Origin of the sequence: Aeromonas sp. 9A (genome assembly GCF_963900955.1) — a bacterium.
Classification (GTDB): domain Bacteria; phylum Pseudomonadota; class Gammaproteobacteria; order Enterobacterales; family Aeromonadaceae; genus Aeromonas; species Aeromonas salmonicida.
The window spans coordinates 2,448,932-2,464,865 of the sequence record NZ_CAWRFG010000001.1 but is presented as its reverse complement, the minus strand read 5'-3'; the positions used below and the strand labels follow the sequence as shown (position 1 = coordinate 2,464,865).

Genomic DNA, 15,934 nt, shown 5'->3' with positions numbered 1-15,934 from the left:
ACGCTGGGGCATAACATGAACCCATGATGGAACCGGAGGTTGTGTGCTGGCGGAGTTCGGCTATCTCTCACTGTTGCTGGCAACGGCGCTCTCTCTGGTGCAAGGCACCTTGCCCTGGCTGGGCCTGAGGCTGGCATCGCCCCCTCTGCTGGGCTGTGCCAAGCCGCTGGCACTGCTCAATGCCGCCCTGCTGGGGGCTGCCCTGCTGCTGCTCGCCAGCTGCTTTGCCCGGGATGATTTTACCGTCAGCTATGTGGCTCAGCACGCCAACAGCGCCCTGCCCATGGGCTTCAAGCTGGCGGCGGTCTGGGGCGGCCATGAAGGCTCCATGCTCTTCTTCGTGTTTGCGCTGGCGCTCTGGGGCGCCCTGGTGGCGCTCTGTTCGCAGCGGGTCGACTCGCTGATCCGTGCCCGGGTGCTCGCCATCATGGGGCTGATAGTGGGGCTGTTTGGACTCTATACCCTTGTCTTCTCCAGCCCGTTTGACCGGCAGTTCCCTGGGCCCCTGGAGGGACGCGATCTCAATCCCATGTTGCAGGACATCGGCCTCATCATTCACCCGCCCCTGCTCTATCTCGGCTACGTGGGCTTTGCAGTCAACTTCGCCTTCGCCATGGCGGCGCTGCACTCGGGCAAGCTGGACGGCGCCGTGGCCCACTGGAGCAGACCCTGGGCACTGGGCTCCTGGGTGTTTCTCACCGCCGGTATCCTGCTCGGCTCCTGGTGGGCCTATTACGAGCTCGGCTGGGGTGGCTGGTGGTTCTGGGATCCGGTGGAAAACGCCTCCCTGCTGCCCTGGCTGCTTGGCACCGCCCTGCTGCATGCCCTCATCGTCTGCGAGAAGCGCGGCGCTTACGGCCACGGCGTGCTGCTGCTCTCCATCTTCACCTTCGCCCTGAGCCTGCTCGGCACCTTCGTGGTGCGCTCCGGCGTACTCACCTCGGTGCACGCCTTCGCGGTGGATCCCAATCGCGGCCTCACCCTCTTGCTGTTGCTCGGCCTGTTATTGACCACGGCGCTCACCTTGTTTGCGCTGCGGGCAGATACCCGCGCCCCCTACGCCCGCTTCGGCTTCTGGTCAAAAGAGGGACTCTTGGGCGCCGCCATCCTGTTGTTCAGCGTGGCCTGCGCCTGCGTGTTGCTCGGCACCTTCTACCCCATGGTGTTCCAGTCCCTGCACCTGGGCTCGCTCTCGGTCGGTGCGCCATATTTCAACACTGTTTTCGTGCCGCTGGCCCTGGTGCTGATGGCACTGATGACCCAGATCCCGCGCCTGCGCTGGCAATGTCTTGCGGCCAGCCCCCCCATCAAGCGGATAGTGCCGCCTCTGCTCGGCCTGCTCGGGGGCGGCCTGCTCAGCCTGGGGTATCGCGATCTTGGCGCCCTCAGTTGGGTTGGCCTTGTCGCCAACGTGCTGAGTCTCTGGCTGGTGGCAAGCCTGCTGCTCAATTTCTCATTCAAGACCCATGGCCTGAGTGCCAACCGGCTGGGGAGTTTGCTCGCCCACCTGGGAGTCGCCATATGTGCCCTTGGCATCAATCAGGTGAGCCACTACAGCCAGGAGGGGGGCACAGTATTAAAAGCGGGCAGCCCCTACCAGCTTGGCGCCTATACCTTTCGCTATGAGGGGAGCGAGCCCCTGCTCGGCCCCAACTACACAGCCGAGCGCATTACGCTGAGCGTGCACAAAGGCGCCAAGGAGGTGGCGCGGCTGATGCCGGAGCGGCGCCACTACAGCGTGCGCACCATGAACATGAATGAACCGGGCATCGCGTGGGGGCTGTTTGGGGATCTCTACGTGGTGCTCGGCGAGAAGATAGGGCCGAACGCCTACGCCATGCGCCTTCACTACAAGCCGCTGGTGCGCTGGATCTGGCTGGGGGGCATGCTGATGATGGCGGGGGGAGCACTGCGTTTGCTGGGGCGCAAGCCGTTGCTGGCATCCCGTCCAGCCAAGATCCCGCAGCCCCTGCGCGAACAGGAGACACCATGAGCGCCCGCCTGCGCCTTTTTATCCCCTTGCTGCTGACCCTGGGCCTCGGCACCTTGCTTTGGCTGGGGCTTGCCAACAATCCCTACCGCCAGGACGAGGCGACCCTGGGGCGTACCCTGCCCCAGTGGCAGAGCGAAAACCTGCTGGATGGGGGGGTTGTCCACACCGACCAGCTCAAGGGAGAGCCCTTTGTACTCAACGTCTGGGCCAGCTGGTGCCCCAACTGCCGCGCCGAGCACCCGCTGCTCGCCGAGCTGGCCAGCACGGTTCCCCTCTATGGGCTCAACTACAGAGACAAGGGCGAAGCGGCGCGTGCCTGGCTTGGTGAGGCAGGCAACCCCTATCGCGCCGTGCTGGCGGACTCGGACGGCAAGTTGGCGCTGGAGCTCGGCGTCTACGGCACGCCGGAGACTTATCTGTTTGCCGCCGACGGCACCCTGCTCAGCCGCCACACGGGCGAGCTGACTGCCGATATCTGGCAGCGCCAGTTTGTGCCAAAGCTCAAGGCCGCCCGCGCCACGACCCTGACATCCTCAACGACCACCCGGCAGGAGGGCAAACCATGAAGACCCCTGTCATCCTCTGCACCCTGCTGCTTGTACTCGGTATGAGCGTGGGCGTCCTGGCCAGCGGGGTCGATACCTATCAGTTCCAGCACCCGGAGCGACAGAGCCGCGCCCAGGATCTCGCACGCGCCCTGCGCTGCCCCCAATGCCAGAACCAGAACCTGGTGGAGTCCAACTCCCCCATCGCCCGGGATCTGCGGCTCGAGGTCTACCGCTGGGTGGACGAGGGGCAAAGCGACGAGCAGATCATCGCCCGCATGACCAGCCGATTTGGCGACTTCGTGCGCTACGATCCCCCCTTCAAGGCCAGCACCCTGCTGCTCTGGGCCGGTCCCTTCCTGCTGCTGGGACTGGCGCTGACCACTCTGGGACGCCGTCTGAAGGCCAAAGGGGATCAGGCCGTCCCGCTCAACGGCTCTGCCAGCAGGCAAGCGGCCAACCCGCGCAGTGAGTTGAATCGCCTGATCATGCTCAGGGAGCAGACCTGTCTCCCCCCAGAACATCCCCTCTATCAGGAGCTGACCGCAGCCAATCTTGACAATGCCACGCCGGCGGCGGAACTGGCCCTGCGCGAGCGGCTGACCCACGGGTCTGGCAACTCCGGCAGCCACACGCAGCACAAGGGCATCCTTCTGCTGCTCGGAATCGTGATGGTCGGCGGGCTCGCCGCCTTTTATGCCGGCAGCGGCCGCTATCAGGCATGGCAGGCTTATCAGTCACGCCCCGATCCGCTGGCGGGGCTGAGTCCGCGGGATCTGCAGGACAAGGAGCTGGGGGATCTGCATCAAACCCTGCAGCGCAACCCGCAAGACCTCGACAGTTGGGCAGCGCTGGGTCAACTCTATCTCTATCGGGATGAATACGAGAACGCCTGGCTCGCCTATCAGCGCCTAGCCCTGCTTGAAGGGGGCGCCAGTGCCGCCACCCTGGCCGCCCAGGCGACTGTGCGCTACTACCAGGCAGGCCAGCAGATCACCCCAGAGGCTCGCCACTTGCTCGATAGCGCCCTCAAACAGGATAAAGGGGAAGTGAGCGCCCTGATGCTGCTCGCCTCCGATCACTTCCTGCACGGCCGCTACCGCCAGGCCATCGACCTGTGGCAACAATTGCTGGATAGCGAGCGTCCCCGTATCAACCGTGCGGCGCTGATTGAGGCGATCCAGACGGCGAGAATGATGGGGGGCTGACGGGTTGGAGGAGCCATCCTTCACCCTGTTGTCCAGGCCAATATCAACAGGAAATGGCTTGCCATCACGCCAATCAAGGACAAACAATACGAGCCCCTTTATTCCACCGCCGGAGCCTTCCCCATGATCCCTATCCGCTGTCACGCCGTCTCCGGTGTGACGTTATCGGAAATCGACGGCCAGGCTAAAATACTGCTGATGAAACGGGTCAAGGGCGGCTTCTGGTGCCATGTGGCGGGCACGGTTGAGGCGGGTGAAACCGGCTGGCAGACCATTATTCGCGAAATGGGTGAAGAGACAGGCATCGCCGTCACAGCGCTATACAGCGGCGAATACCTTGAGCAGTTTTACGAATCGGCCTCGAATACCGTGATGGTGGTGCCGGTCTTTGTGGTCTATTGCCCACCCAATCAAGCGGTCACCCTCAACGACGAGCACACCGAATATCGCTGGTGTTCGCTCACCGAAGCCAAGGCGCTGGTGAGCTTTCCCGGGCAGAAGGCGCTCTATGACCACATCTGGCACTATTTTGTCGAAAACCGCCCCTCGGCACTGATGTAAGTGACTATCCCTTCGTAACCGCAGAGGGGGCTCTTCTCGTCTGCGCCATCACACCACTCCGACGATGAGATACCGCCCCTTTCCGAGTAGCGGCCTGCCTGTTGAGCGTTGCCCGCTGGTACCGTTTACCCGGCGCCAGGGTGATAAACAGGCTGTCGGGAGCGACAGCCCCCTCCAGGGCACAAAAAAGTGGTAACGAATGGCCATAACAGGCATATAGTGCGCCACCATAGCGCGTCACAATGACAGCGGGTTCTGACGACCATCAGACCCATACATGGTTCGATACTTCATGGAACTGGTCGCCATATAGACCCGAACGTGGGTATATCAAGGCGCAAGGCCCCATAAAAATGAAATATCGGGCCGTTAAACGTTGTGAAGCGTCAATTACCGTCATATAACTAGCCAAATACCCCTGTCAGTCGTACGGAAGCGTCAAATCATGATTATTCGCCCTTTTCTTACCCTGTTGCTCGGTGCCTTCCTCGTTCCCGTCAGCATGGAGAGCGTCCAGGCCAACCCGTTTTCAGCAGCATCTCCCTCCCCCACTCGCTTTCTCGAACAACGCAGCGATCTGGCCCTGAGTTCGGCCTCCTTCGTGGTCGCAAACCCGCGCACCGGCGAGGTACTCTCCGAGCGCAACGCCAACCGTGTGATGCCGATTGCCTCCATCACCAAATTGATGACGGCGCTGGTAGTGCTCGATGCCAATCAGCGTCTCTCCGAGACGCTCACCGTTACCATGGCCGACGTGGATCGCCTCAAAGGCACGGGTTCACGGTTGGCGGTAGGTTCACGCCTCAGCCGCGCCGACATGCTGCATATTGCCTTGATGTCGTCGGAAAACCGCGCCGCCTCGGCCCTGGCAAGACACTACCCGGGGGGGCAACGCGCCTTTATCGAAGCGATGAATGCCAAGGCCAGCATGCTTGGCATGTGGAGCACCCAGTTTGCAGACAGCACTGGCCTCAATCCGCGCAATGTCTCCAGTGCCCATGACCTGGCCAAGCTGGTAGCGGCCGCTTCGGCCTACCCGCTGATCCGGCAATACTCCGCCACAGAGCAGCGCATGGTACGCAATGGCAAGCGCCAGCTGCACTATCTCAACTCCAACCGACTGGTGCGCGAAGGCAGCTGGCTGGTCACCCTCTCCAAGACGGGCTACATCCGCGAGGCGGGTCGCTGTCTGGTGATGGCAACCCAGATCAACCGCGAACCGGTGATCCTGGTGCTGCTCAATGCCGATACCCCCAATGCCAGGGTGGCGGATGCCAAGCGTATCAAGTCCTGGCTGGAGAGCTCGGGTCGCACCAGCCTGACGGCTCAATCCAGCCCCCAGACCAAGTTGTTCAGCAGCCAGTAATCCGCGTCCATCCCAAAATGTAAAAAGCCCCCGCACCACTGGTGCGGGGGCTTTGCTGTTGCGTGGCCAATGGTGCCGGTCAAGAAACCGGCCCTGTTTAGACCGGCTTGAGCCGGGCTGTGAAGTGGCGCAGCAGCGGCGGTTCATAGTCGAAGGTGAGACCGCGGATCTCGCTGGCCCTCGTCTTGACCGCAATGAGGCAATCAGCCACATAGTCCATGTGATCCCGGGTATAGACACGGCGCGGAATGGTGAGACGCAAGAGCTCGAAGTCCGCCGCCTCCTGCTTGCCGGTGGCCGGATCGCGCCCCAGCAGCAGTGAGCCTATCTCCACCCCGCGCACGCCCCCTTCCAGATAAAGCGCGCAGGCCAGGGCATGGGCCGGGAACTGCTCCCCCGGTATATGGGGCAGCAGCTTCTTGGCATCCACAAAAACCGCATGACCGCCGGTGGGCGTCTGGATGGGGATGCCCGCCTCGGCCAGCCGCTCGCCGAGATAAGCCACCTGACCGATGCGATAGGTCAGATACTCCTCGTCCATCCCTTCCCGCAGGCCAATGGCCAGCGCCGCCATGTCACGGCCGGCGAGACCGCCGTAGGTAACGAACCCCTCCATCGCCACGCAGCGCACCTGCACCGAGCGGAACAGGTCGAGATCCTCCTTGAAGCAGCAAAGACCGCCGATATTGACCAGTCCGTCCTTTTTGGCAGACATGGTGAACATGTCCCCCAGGTCAAACATCTGGTGCACTATCTCCTTGATGCTGCTCTTGGCGTAATCCGGGTCGCGTTCCTTGATAAACCAGGCGTTTTCGGCAAAGCGGGCGGCATCGATCACCACAGGAATATGGTGACGACGTGCAAGCTCGGAAACAGCCTGCATATTGCCCATGGAGACCGGCTGACCGCCAGCACTGTTGCAGGTGACAGTGATGATGACACCGGCCACATTGTCGGCCCCCAGCGTCTCTATGGTGTCGGTCAGGCGACCGAGATCGAAATCCCCTTTCCAGGCATAAGGCGCAGTGGTGTCGAGGGCCTTCGGGGTGAGCAGGTTGATGGCCCGCGCCCCAGCCAACTCTACATGGGCCTTGGTGGTATCGAAGTGGTAGTTGGAGATAAAGACCGGTGCCTTGCCCTTGCAGCGCTTGACCAGCTCGGGGAAAAGGATCTGCTCAGCCCCGCGCCCCTGGTGGGTGGGCATCACATGCTGGTAGCCAAACAACTCACGCACGGTACGCTCCAGCTCAACGAAGTTGCGGCTGCCCGCATAGGCTTCATCCCCCATCATGATGCCGGCCCACTGACGATCGGACATGGCGCCCGTGCCGCTGTCGGTCAGCAGATCGATATAGACATCTTCGGCCAGCAGCAGGAAGGGATTCCAGCCAGCGGCCTCAAGGGCGGCGCGGCGCTCGGCGCCAGTGGTCTGTTTGATGGGCTCGACCATCTTGATACGAAAGGGTTCGGGTATACGACGCATATAAGACTCCTCACCGGCGCGAGGCCAGTGTTGCAGACACATTGAAGTTCAAGAGGTTGTCAGAGGCGAGCTGGGCTCGCGCCAGGCATGGCCGGGTGTCAGCGGTGAGGAAAATCGAAGGTGAGAATGGGATCTCGGGTATACCAATGGGCGAGCAGGCAAGCTGCCCGGGGCCTAGCAGTCATGACAGGCATCACTCCCCTCCGTATTGGTTGCAAACTGTGTCGGTGGCAAACCATCTTGATTGCCAAGCAGTGCTGCCAACTGGCAGCCTCACCACGTTAACGGCTGGTTAACCCGCAGACAACGGGTACGCTGACACGCTGTGCGCCTGCTCACAAAGTGCGCATGTGCGCGGCAAGCCAGGGTTGTAGATGATCCGCCCACCCTCCTTGTTCGTTAAGCTCCGTACGTGCAACCCATATCAGTCATTACCCAAGGCCCGGAAGCCATCATGCATCGCAAACCCCATCTGCCCGAGAAAATATGCCCCGTCTGCCTGCGGCCTTTCGCCTGGCGACGCAAGTGGGCCCGCAACTGGCAGGAGGTTCGCTATTGCAGCGAGCGCTGTCGCCACCAGAAAGGAGCCAGGACCTGATGGAACTGCGTTTAATCCTCGGCGATCAACTCAACGCCAGTCACAGCTGGTTTCGTACCCCGGATCCCGACGTCTGCTATCTGCTGGCGGAGCTGCGCCAGGAGACCGACTACTGCCGCCACCATCGTCAGAAGGTGCTGGCCTTTTTCGCCGCCATGCGCGCCTTTGCCGCGGCCCTCACCAAGGCGGGTCACAGAGTCTGCTATCTCACCCTGGATGAAACCAGGCACTGGCCGAACCTGCCGGCCCTGCTCGATGCCCAGATTATCCACCACCAGGCCAGCCGCTTTGCCTGGCAGAGCCCGGATGAGTGGCGGCTGGCCACGCAGCTTGAACAGTGGACTGCGGGGCTCGCCATGCCTGCCCATCAGGTCGACAGCGAACATTTCCTCACCCCGAGGGATGGCTGGCAGCGCTATCCCCACAGCCGGATGGAGTTTTTCTACCGCGCTCTGCGCAAGCAATATGGTGTGTTGCTCGATGAAGGGGGCAAGCCCCTTGGCGGGCGCTGGAACTTTGACAGCGAAAACCGGGCCAAACTGCCCGAGCGCCAGCCCATCCCGGCCCCGCTCTTGTTTGCCAACGATGTGCAGGATATCGATGCCATGCTGTTGCATCACGGGGTGAACACACTAGGCTCGGCCGATGCCAGCGTCCTGCCCTGGCCCATTACCCGACGCCAGAGCCGCGAACTGCTCGATCACTTTCTGACCCACTGCCTGCCCCACTTTGGCCGCTATCAGGATGCCCTGAGCGAGCGGGGCTGGAGCCTGTTTCACAGCCGCTTGTCGTTCTCCCTGAACAGCAAGATGCTTCATCCCCTCGAGGTGATCCGTGCAGCCGAAACCCACTGGCAGGCCAATCAGGCCACCATTTCGCTGGCACAGGTCGAAGGGTTTATCCGCCAGATCCTCGGCTGGCGCGAGTTTGTCCGCGCCCTCTACTGGGAGCGGATGCCCGAGCTTGGCGACACCAATTTTCTGGCAGCCAGCCGGCCACTTCCCGCCTACTTCTGGAGCGGAGAAACCCGCATGGCCTGCGTGGGGCACGCTATCCGGCAATCTCTGGAGCACGGCTACGCCCATCATATCCAGCGGCTCATGGTGACAGGCAACTTTGCCCTGCTGGCGGGGATCAATCCGGACGAGGTCGATGAGTGGTATTTGGGGATCTACGTGGATGCCATCGAGTGGGTGGAGCTGCCCAACACCCGAGGCATGAGCCAGTTTGCCGATGGCGGCCTGATGGGCAGCAAACCCTACGCCAGCAGCGGCGCTTATCTGGATCGGATGGGTCACTACTGCAAAGGGTGTCACTATGACGTCAAGGCCCGCAGCGGTGACACCAGTTGCCCGTTCAACAGCCTCTACTGGCACTTTTTATGGCGCAATCGGGACAAGCTTGGCAACAATCCTCGCCTCGCTCTCCCTTATGCCAACTGGGATGGTCAAACGGAAGTGCAGCAGCAGGCAACCCTGACAACCGCGGCCCATCATCTGATCCATATCGAGCAGCTTTGATGCCACAGTTAATGCCATCAAACCAGCCAATTCCGACATTGAAAACCAGTTAAATAATTGTAACCAGATGTATATTCCGATTATATCTATACCAGTTGAATATCCTGTGGCGGCTGATTATGGTGATGGCCCCAGTCAAGGAGAGACAAGATGGACATAGTGGTACTCGGTGGTGGCGTGGTCGGTGTGACCAGCGCCTGGTATCTGGCCAAAGCGGGCCACAAGGTGACCCTGCTGGAGCGACGGGACGGGGTGGCGCTGGAGACCAGCCATGCCAACGCCGGCCAGATCTCCCCCGGCTATGCGGCACCCTGGGCGGCGCCCGGCATCCCCCTCAAGGCCGCCAAATGGCTGCTGCAAAAACATGCACCTTTCACGGTGCGCCCGACCTCGGATCCTTTCCAGCTGCGCTGGATGCTGAAGATGTTCGCCAACTGCACCCCGGCAGCCTATGCCACCAACAAGGGACGCATGGTGCGCCTCGCCGAATACAGCCGCGACTGCATGAAGACGCTGCGAGACGAGCTGGCACTGGACTACGAAGGACGCCAGCTCGGCACCTTGCAGCTGTTTCGAAGCGAGATCCAGCTCGATGCCAGCAAACGGGATATCGAGGTGCTGGAAGAGTATGGCGTCCCCTATCAGTCACTGGATGCCAGCGGTTGTGAAGGGGTTGAACCGGCATTGGCACGGGTACGTGGCAAGATAGTGGGCGGCCTGCGCCTGCCGGGAGATGAAACCGGCGACTGTTTCCGCTTCACCAAGGCACTGGCCGCCGAGGCGAAAAAACTCGGGGTGGAATTTGTCTTCAACTGCGCCATCGACGAGATTGAGCTCTCTTTGGGGCGCGCCGTGGCGGTGCGTGCCGGTGAGCAGCGTTTCAAGGCCGATGCCATCGTCTGCGCGCTGGGCAGCTATGCTACCGGCTTCCTTCGCCCGCTTGGGATCGATCTGCCTGTCTATCCGGTCAAAGGTTACTCCCTGACCCTGCCCATGACAGATGCCGATGCGGCGCCCCGCAGTACAGTGCTGGATGAAACCTACAAGGTGGCCATCACCCGCTTTAACGAGCGGATCCGGGTCGGTGGCATGGCAGAGCTGTCGGGTTTCAATCTGGCACTCAATCCCAAACGTTACGACACCCTGGCCATGGTGGTGGGGGATCTTTTCCCAGAAGGGGGCGATATCAGCCGCGCCGAGTTCTGGACCGGACTGCGACCCATGACACCGGACGGCACTCCCCTTGTGGGGCCAAGCCCGGTGCCCGGACTATGGCTCAACACAGGCCACGGCACCCTGGGCTGGACCATGGCAGCCGGCTCGGGTCAGCTGCTGAGCGATCTGATCAGCGGCAGCTCGACGGCCATCAGCGACGAGGGGCTGACCCTGGCCCGCTACGGGTAAACCTGCGTCCGTCACGACCGTCGGCCAGACACACAAAAGAGGGAGTGCATGGTCACTCCCTCTTTGCATTTAGCCACTATCAGTCAGCAGCCTTGACCATCAAACCCGGCATGGCCTGCCACACCCTGGCGGGATCTGGCTCGGCAATTGCCGCCGCTACCAGCTGTTCCAGCCACTGGCGATGCAATAGCCACATCTGCGGCCCCTCTCTGCCCTGCTCCTTGGCGCACTGCTTCACCACATCTGCCGTCCGGTAGAGGTATCGCACCAGAGCGGTCAATTCAGGCTCGGGCCAACGGCAACCGAAATGGCGCAGCCGCTCGGACCAGAATGCCACCTGACCTCGTTCATGCTCACACTCCAGCTCATGCAGTGCCGGCACCAGGTCCATCGCCTGCCACAAGGCGCCATAGCCGACGAAGCGGGTATCCAGCTCATCCAGCGCCTGATCCAGCAGTTGCAAGGTTTGTGGCCAGCTGCTGGCCTCCTGGCGGATCACTTCCTGCGCCGCGCATACGGCCGCCAGCCAGTCCATGGCCAACCGGCAGATGATGGCCTCCTTGTTGGGAAAGAGATGATAGAGCGATTTGATCCCTACCCCGGCTCGCGCCGCTATGGCGTTGGTATTGATTGCCAGAAATCCCTGCTCCTGCAACAGCGCCAGAGTGGCCTGCTCTATCCGGGTCACCGTCTCCTGACTGCGCTGCTGTCTGGGCTGACGCCGCATACAGAGATCGGTGGGCAATGGCGGTTCTGACATGGGTACTCCCTCACCTTGGTCACCAAGCATGGTTTTATAACTGCATGATGAAACAAGGAAAATATAAGTCAAAAAGAATATTTTCAGTAATTGCTGGCATTTATCCCGGAAGCTGCAATAAACAGAGGTGCTCATATTTGCAGTAAAAACTGCATTCTAACCAGGGAGAGCAATCGCATATGGATGGCAAGCAACAAGGTTTTACACTGAACGCGGCGCTGCTGCTGATGGCCGGACTGCTGACCGGCTGCAACCAGGAGAGCACAGACCCAGCAGCGCAACGAACCCTCTATCTCAACGGCAAGATCCACACTCAGGATGGGCAACGCAGGGTCGCCGAGGCCATGGTGGTTGCCGATGGCAAGTTTCTCTATGTGGGCACGCTGCAAGGGGCCAAGGCCTATCAGACGGTCGGCAGTCAGTCGGTGGATCTGAAAGGCCGGATGGTATTGCCCGGTCTGCACGACAACCATATCCATCTGCTCGGCACAGTGGCACTGGATATGTGCGATCTCGATGGTCAGAGCGTCACGCTGGATCAGCTGGCGGACAAGATAAAAACATGTCTGCCCCGTTATGCCCCCGGCAAGGGAAGCTGGCTGGTGGTCAATCAGTGGTCGCCCTACGACGGCAATACGCCGACGGCGACCCATGCAACCCTGCTGGCCGCGCTGGATGTCGCGGCGCCAGACAATCCGGTGGTGCTCTTTGGGGTCGATGGTCATGCCAGTGCCTACAACTCGCAAGCGCTGGCCAGTGCGCAGGATCAGGATGGCAATACAGTGGGTTTCAACGATGTGACCCTGGCACCGGGGGGCGTGTTTGCACATTTTCAGCCCTACGTTGACCTGACCAGTGGCGTGATCAGGGAGGGGGCTCGCAGCGCCATTCCGGTGCCGGAAACCACTGTGCTCAACGCCAGCGATGAACAGGCGGCAGCAGAGTATGACAAGATATTGCCTGCGGTCTCTTCCTTGATGGCTTCCCGTGGCATAACCGGGATCCAGGATGCCTGCGCCACCGATTTCATCCGCCAGCGCCTGCTCAACATGCAGAAACGTGGATTGCTGCACATGCGCGTCACTGCCGCCACCTGTTTTCACCAGGATGACTACAGCGGCAAGCTGGATATTGCCGGCCACCTCGCCAAGGCCAGCCAGGTCAGGAGCGCCTTTGCCGACAATCCGCTGATCAAGGCCGATGCGGTCAAGATCTTCCTCGATGGTGTGCTGGAAGGAGATCCCTTCACCACACCGCCCTTTCTGCCCAATGCAGGTATGCTGGAAAACTACCAGCATCCCCATCTGACCATGGATCTTGCCACCGAGCAGGTGACCATCACCGCCAACAGCGAAGATGCTGGCAGCAATGGCATCGTCAATTACCGGGATGCCGACCTCAAGGACTATGTCACCGCCCTCGATAACGCGGGTTTCAGCATTCATATGCACAGCATCGGCGATCGCAGTACCCGGGTCGGACTGGATGCCTTGCAGGCCGCCCGTACCAGCAATGGTGACAAGGGGATCCCCCATACCCTGGCCCACCTGCAGGTGGTGCACCCTGACGATCAGAAAAGGCTGGGGGAGCTGGGGCTGTATCTCACCTTCACCTACGCCTGGACCACGCCCCAGATAGCCTATGACATGCTGGTCACCCCCTTCATCCAGCCGACCAGAGCAGGACAATCCTTGAATGAGGCACTGTATGACCCCCTCGGCTACCTGCACGATGCGCTCTATCCGGTCGAGAATGCTCGCAAGGCGGGCGCCATCCTGGTGGCAGGCAGCGATGCACCTGTGGACAGCCGGGACCCTCGCCCCTTCGTCAACATGGCAGCCGGGATCGCCAAAGCGGCAGGCGATGGCGAGGATTACCGCCCCCATGAGCGCACTTCCCTCGCCGAAATACTGGCGGCCTATACCATCAATGGGGCCAAGGCAGTACGCCAGCAAGCCGTCACAGGATCCATCGAGACAGGCAAGTCCGCCGATTTCATCGTGCTGGACAGGGACCTATTCGCCCTGGTCGAGGCCGGAACACCGGCCAAGATAGCCGAGACCGAGGTCGAGCTGACTGTCTTCAAGGGGGAAACCGTCTACTCTCGCTGAGCCATCAAGACCCCTGCCGTGAACCATGCAGGCGGCAGGCCTTTCCAACGGCAGAAAGCAGGAGCAGCCCAGGCTGCTCTTTTTATTGCGTCAGATGAACCTCTCTTTGGCTCGCGAGATACCGCCCTTTTTCCTCCTCTCTTAACACTGGCTTAAGGATCCCCTGTCACCTTGCAGCCATTGTCATGAACGGAGCCACCCTGTATGAGCACCCTCAGAGATGCCCTGCGTCGTTTCGACGGTCAGCGCCGTTGCTGGACGGCCGATCTTGAGCGATCCCTCCTCGCCTGGCTTGCCAGACGAGGCAAGCTGCCGGCCTCAAACCAGCCACCCCAACGGATCCTCATCATCCGCAGCACCAACCGGATCGGCAACAATCTGTTCCTGCTGCCGTTTTTGCAACAGGTACGCCGCGCCCATCCTTTTGCCGAGATAGAACTGGTGTGCAGCGGTGGACAACTGCTTCCCTTTCTTGGCGACAAGCAGTTGCAGCGCATCCATCAGGTCAGGTTGCAGGGCAAGCACCTTATCCCGGCACTGCCCCGGTTGTGGCATCTGCGTCGCCAACGCTATGACAGTGTCTATGTGCCCTTTGCCTCCAGCACGGATCACCTGATCGCCGCCTGGGTACGGGCCAGCGAGAAGGTGGGTTTTGACGATGCCAGGGGCGATGTGCTGTTTGACCGGCTGATCGCGCCCGACACTCACTGCCACTACGCTCACCAACCGCTGCAGCTGCTGGGCATGCAGGCCAGCCAGGCCGACCAGATTGAACTGGGTAGCCAGCTACATGCCGCCTGCCCCCACCTGACCGCGCTGGCACAGGCTCATCCCGGCCGCCCTCTCATCGGCTTTTTCACTGGCGCACGCAAGGGCAAGGGGCTCTCCCTTCCCCAATGGCAGCGACTGCTCGGGGATCTGCGCCGCCACAGCCCGGATGCCCTGCTGATCCAGCTCACGGATCCTGCCTCCCCTCTACCCCAGCTTGGCGACATGCAGGTATCCCTTCACACCTTAAGCGAACTGACCCGCTTCACCGGCGGCCTCACCCTCTTTGTCAGCTGCGACACTGGCCCCCTTCATCTGGCTGCCGCCAGCGGTGTGCCCTGCCTCGGGCTCTTTACCCAGACAGATCCCGCGCGCTACGGCTGCCTCGGGGTCCAGCACCGCAACCAAGTGGTCGACGATCCCAATGCCATTGCCCTCGATGCCCACTGGCTTGCCGAGACGCTGGCGCGCCAGCAAACACCTAGGGAGCGGCAAGCCCCTCTCTCCCACGTGCAGTACCAGCAAGCATCCAGGGCTCTCTTGCTGGACGGTACCGGGTTGCCCCTTGGCGTTAAAACGGGCGGCCAAAGCCAGCCGTTTTAACGCCAGGACCCGGAGAACATGAAGAGAAACAATGACTCGGCGGGGTATCCCCCCGCTATGATGCCTTATCGATAGCGGGCTTCGATGAGGGCCAGCTGGCCACTCTGGCGCAGCATGACCAGGACGCGGGAGAACTCGGCGGCCCGGCGGTGGAAAGGAGACGTGTTGGCGATGCAGAGGGTCAGCGGGGTCAATCCCAGCTGGAGCGGCACCTCGACTATCTGCCCGGTCAGCCCCAGCTGGCTGAGCTTGAAGTTGGCCACTATGGAGTCGGTGAACATCAGATCGCCCCGACCGGCCGAGAGCATCTTGAAGACGTTATCCACATTCATGGTCAGATGGACCTTGAATCCCGCCAGATTCTCCTTGCCCCAACCATTGCCGATATAGTCGAGAATGGTAAACCCCTTGAGATCGGCCAGGGATTTTGCCTGCTGGATCTGCGCCATCCCGGGGTGTCCTGCCTGGGTGAACACCGTCAGTGCAGAGAAGGCGACAGGCTCCTCGACTATCCGGGTATAACCCCGTCGCTCCAGGGTCGGCACAGTGACAAAGCCGTCGGCCTGGCCGGAACGCACCCGCTTCTGGGCCCGCAGCCAGGGATACCCCTCGTGGCTCGCCTTGATATCCAGTTCGCTGGCAACCCTGTCCATCACATCCACCATGATGCCCCGCATCTTGCCCTGCTCGTCCCGCCAGGAGTAGGGGGCAAAATCATCGAAATAGACCATTTTGAGCACAGGAACAGGCGCTGCCAGCGGGCAGGTCGTCAGCAACAGCGCCCATAGACTCCCGATCCAGACTCCTGGTTTCATCTTTTCCAGCCCCATCGACATCAGCCTGACCTGAGCCTAGTGCAAGCAGGCCGGGTGCGGGCAAGCGGCAACAAAAACAGAGGGAAGGCTTGCGCCTTCCCTCTTTCGTTATGCCTGTTCTCTTTAGTTATGTGCAGCGCTGTTCTTTGGTCTGCACGCTAGATTGTCACTCTAGATTTCCACTCTAGATTCCTACTCT

The 15,934-nt window shown here is 61.2% G+C and carries 13 protein-coding genes; 10 read left to right on the top strand and 3 right to left on the bottom strand.

Going from position 1 to position 15,934, the window contains the following annotated elements:
* Window positions 1–43: 43 nt before the first annotated feature.
* From nrfE to pbpG, 5 genes are all read left to right on the top strand, one after another.
* Window positions 44–1,993: a heme lyase NrfEFG subunit NrfE gene (gene nrfE / locus AACX78_RS11510; RefSeq protein WP_159166274.1), complete on the top strand. Its 1,950-nt coding sequence runs from the start codon at window positions 44–46 to the stop codon at window positions 1,991–1,993.
* Window positions 1,990–2,559: a DsbE family thiol:disulfide interchange protein gene (locus tag AACX78_RS11505; RefSeq protein WP_159166273.1), complete on the top strand. Its 570-nt coding sequence runs from the start codon at window positions 1,990–1,992 to the stop codon at window positions 2,557–2,559. Before nrfE ends, AACX78_RS11505 begins: the two co-directional genes overlap by 4 nt.
* Window positions 2,556–3,746 carry a heme lyase NrfEFG subunit NrfF gene (nrfF, locus tag AACX78_RS11500; RefSeq protein WP_159166272.1) on the top strand — a complete coding sequence of 397 codons (1,191 nt, stop codon included), beginning with the start codon at window positions 2,556–2,558 and terminating at the stop codon, window positions 3,744–3,746. Before AACX78_RS11505 ends, nrfF begins: the two co-directional genes overlap by 4 nt.
* Window positions 3,747–3,869: 123 nt before the next feature.
* Window positions 3,870–4,307 carry an NUDIX hydrolase gene (locus AACX78_RS11495; RefSeq protein ID WP_159166271.1) on the top strand — a complete coding sequence of 146 codons (438 nt, stop codon included), beginning with the start codon at window positions 3,870–3,872 and terminating at the stop codon, window positions 4,305–4,307.
* A gap of 445 nt (window positions 4,308–4,752) precedes the next feature.
* The gene (pbpG, locus tag AACX78_RS11490) at window positions 4,753–5,673 is read left to right on the top strand and encodes a D-alanyl-D-alanine endopeptidase (protein ID WP_021138241.1); all 921 of its coding nucleotides are present in this window, start codon (window positions 4,753–4,755) and stop codon (window positions 5,671–5,673) included.
* A 97-nt stretch (window positions 5,674–5,770) separates the two neighbouring features.
* Here pbpG and AACX78_RS11485 read toward each other — a convergent pair whose 3' ends face one another.
* Window positions 5,771–7,156 carry a tryptophanase gene (locus AACX78_RS11485; RefSeq protein ID WP_159166270.1) on the bottom strand — a complete coding sequence of 462 codons (1,386 nt, stop codon included), beginning with the start codon at window positions 7,154–7,156 and terminating at the stop codon, window positions 5,771–5,773.
* A 454-nt stretch (window positions 7,157–7,610) separates the two neighbouring features.
* Between AACX78_RS11485 and AACX78_RS11480 the strand changes: the two genes are divergently transcribed.
* The 3 genes from AACX78_RS11480 (at window position 7,611) to AACX78_RS11470 (ending at window position 10,678) form a co-directional block, all read left to right on the top strand.
* The gene (locus AACX78_RS11480) at window positions 7,611–7,754 is read left to right on the top strand and encodes a DUF2256 domain-containing protein (RefSeq protein WP_017412211.1); all 144 of its coding nucleotides are present in this window, start codon (window positions 7,611–7,613) and stop codon (window positions 7,752–7,754) included.
* Window positions 7,754–9,274, top strand: a complete 1,521-nt coding sequence (locus AACX78_RS11475) for a cryptochrome/photolyase family protein (RefSeq protein WP_159166269.1) — start codon at window positions 7,754–7,756, stop codon at window positions 9,272–9,274. Before AACX78_RS11480 ends, AACX78_RS11475 begins: the two co-directional genes overlap by 1 nt.
* A gap of 150 nt (window positions 9,275–9,424) precedes the next feature.
* Window positions 9,425–10,678, top strand: a complete 1,254-nt coding sequence (locus tag AACX78_RS11470) for a D-amino acid dehydrogenase (protein ID WP_159166268.1) — start codon at window positions 9,425–9,427, stop codon at window positions 10,676–10,678.
* A gap of 79 nt (window positions 10,679–10,757) precedes the next feature.
* Here AACX78_RS11470 and AACX78_RS11465 read toward each other — a convergent pair whose 3' ends face one another.
* Window positions 10,758–11,438, bottom strand: coding sequence for a TetR/AcrR family transcriptional regulator (locus AACX78_RS11465; protein ID WP_165484231.1), 681 nt, complete (start codon window positions 11,436–11,438; stop codon window positions 10,758–10,760).
* 179 nt (window positions 11,439–11,617) lie between these two features.
* On the opposite strand from AACX78_RS11465, the gene AACX78_RS11460 reads away from it, so the two are divergent.
* Window positions 11,618–13,549, top strand: a complete 1,932-nt coding sequence (locus AACX78_RS11460) for an amidohydrolase (RefSeq protein ID WP_159166267.1) — start codon at window positions 11,618–11,620, stop codon at window positions 13,547–13,549.
* 204 nt (window positions 13,550–13,753) lie between these two features.
* Complete coding sequence (locus AACX78_RS11455) at window positions 13,754–14,920, top strand: glycosyltransferase family 9 protein (protein WP_159166266.1); 1,167 nt, start codon at window positions 13,754–13,756, stop codon at window positions 14,918–14,920.
* Between the two features lie 65 nt (window positions 14,921–14,985).
* On the opposite strand, the gene AACX78_RS11450 is transcribed toward AACX78_RS11455, so the two are convergent.
* Window positions 14,986–15,735 (bottom strand): substrate-binding periplasmic protein, encoded by a 750-nt coding sequence (locus tag AACX78_RS11450; protein ID WP_407704455.1) that lies wholly within the window; start codon window positions 15,733–15,735, stop codon window positions 14,986–14,988.
* Between the last annotated feature and the right edge of the window lie 199 nt (window positions 15,736–15,934).

Excerpts from the sequence above, each read along its gene's own strand:
- AACX78_RS11450 (WP_407704455.1), bottom strand. The coding sequence starts at position 15,735 with ATGAAACCAGGAGTCTGGATCGGGAGTCTATGGGCGCTGTTGCTGACG.
- AACX78_RS11505 (WP_159166273.1), top strand. The coding sequence starts at position 1,990 with ATGAGCGCCCGCCTGCGCCTTTTTATCCCCTTGCTGCTGACCCTGGGC.
- nrfF (WP_159166272.1), top strand. The coding sequence starts at position 2,556 with ATGAAGACCCCTGTCATCCTCTGCACCCTGCTGCTTGTACTCGGTATG.
- AACX78_RS11460 (WP_159166267.1), top strand. The coding sequence starts at position 11,618 with ATGGATGGCAAGCAACAAGGTTTTACACTGAACGCGGCGCTGCTGCTG.
- AACX78_RS11480 (WP_017412211.1), top strand. The coding sequence starts at position 7,611 with ATGCATCGCAAACCCCATCTGCCCGAGAAAATATGCCCCGTCTGCCTG.
- AACX78_RS11485 (WP_159166270.1), bottom strand. The coding sequence starts at position 7,156 with ATGCGTCGTATACCCGAACCCTTTCGTATCAAGATGGTCGAGCCCATC.
- AACX78_RS11475 (WP_159166269.1), top strand. The coding sequence starts at position 7,754 with ATGGAACTGCGTTTAATCCTCGGCGATCAACTCAACGCCAGTCACAGC.
- pbpG (WP_021138241.1), top strand. The coding sequence starts at position 4,753 with ATGATTATTCGCCCTTTTCTTACCCTGTTGCTCGGTGCCTTCCTCGTT.
- AACX78_RS11455 (WP_159166266.1), top strand. The coding sequence starts at position 13,754 with ATGAGCACCCTCAGAGATGCCCTGCGTCGTTTCGACGGTCAGCGCCGT.
- AACX78_RS11495 (WP_159166271.1), top strand. The coding sequence starts at position 3,870 with ATGATCCCTATCCGCTGTCACGCCGTCTCCGGTGTGACGTTATCGGAA.
- AACX78_RS11470 (WP_159166268.1), top strand. The coding sequence starts at position 9,425 with ATGGACATAGTGGTACTCGGTGGTGGCGTGGTCGGTGTGACCAGCGCC.
- AACX78_RS11465 (WP_165484231.1), bottom strand. The coding sequence starts at position 11,438 with ATGTCAGAACCGCCATTGCCCACCGATCTCTGTATGCGGCGTCAGCCC.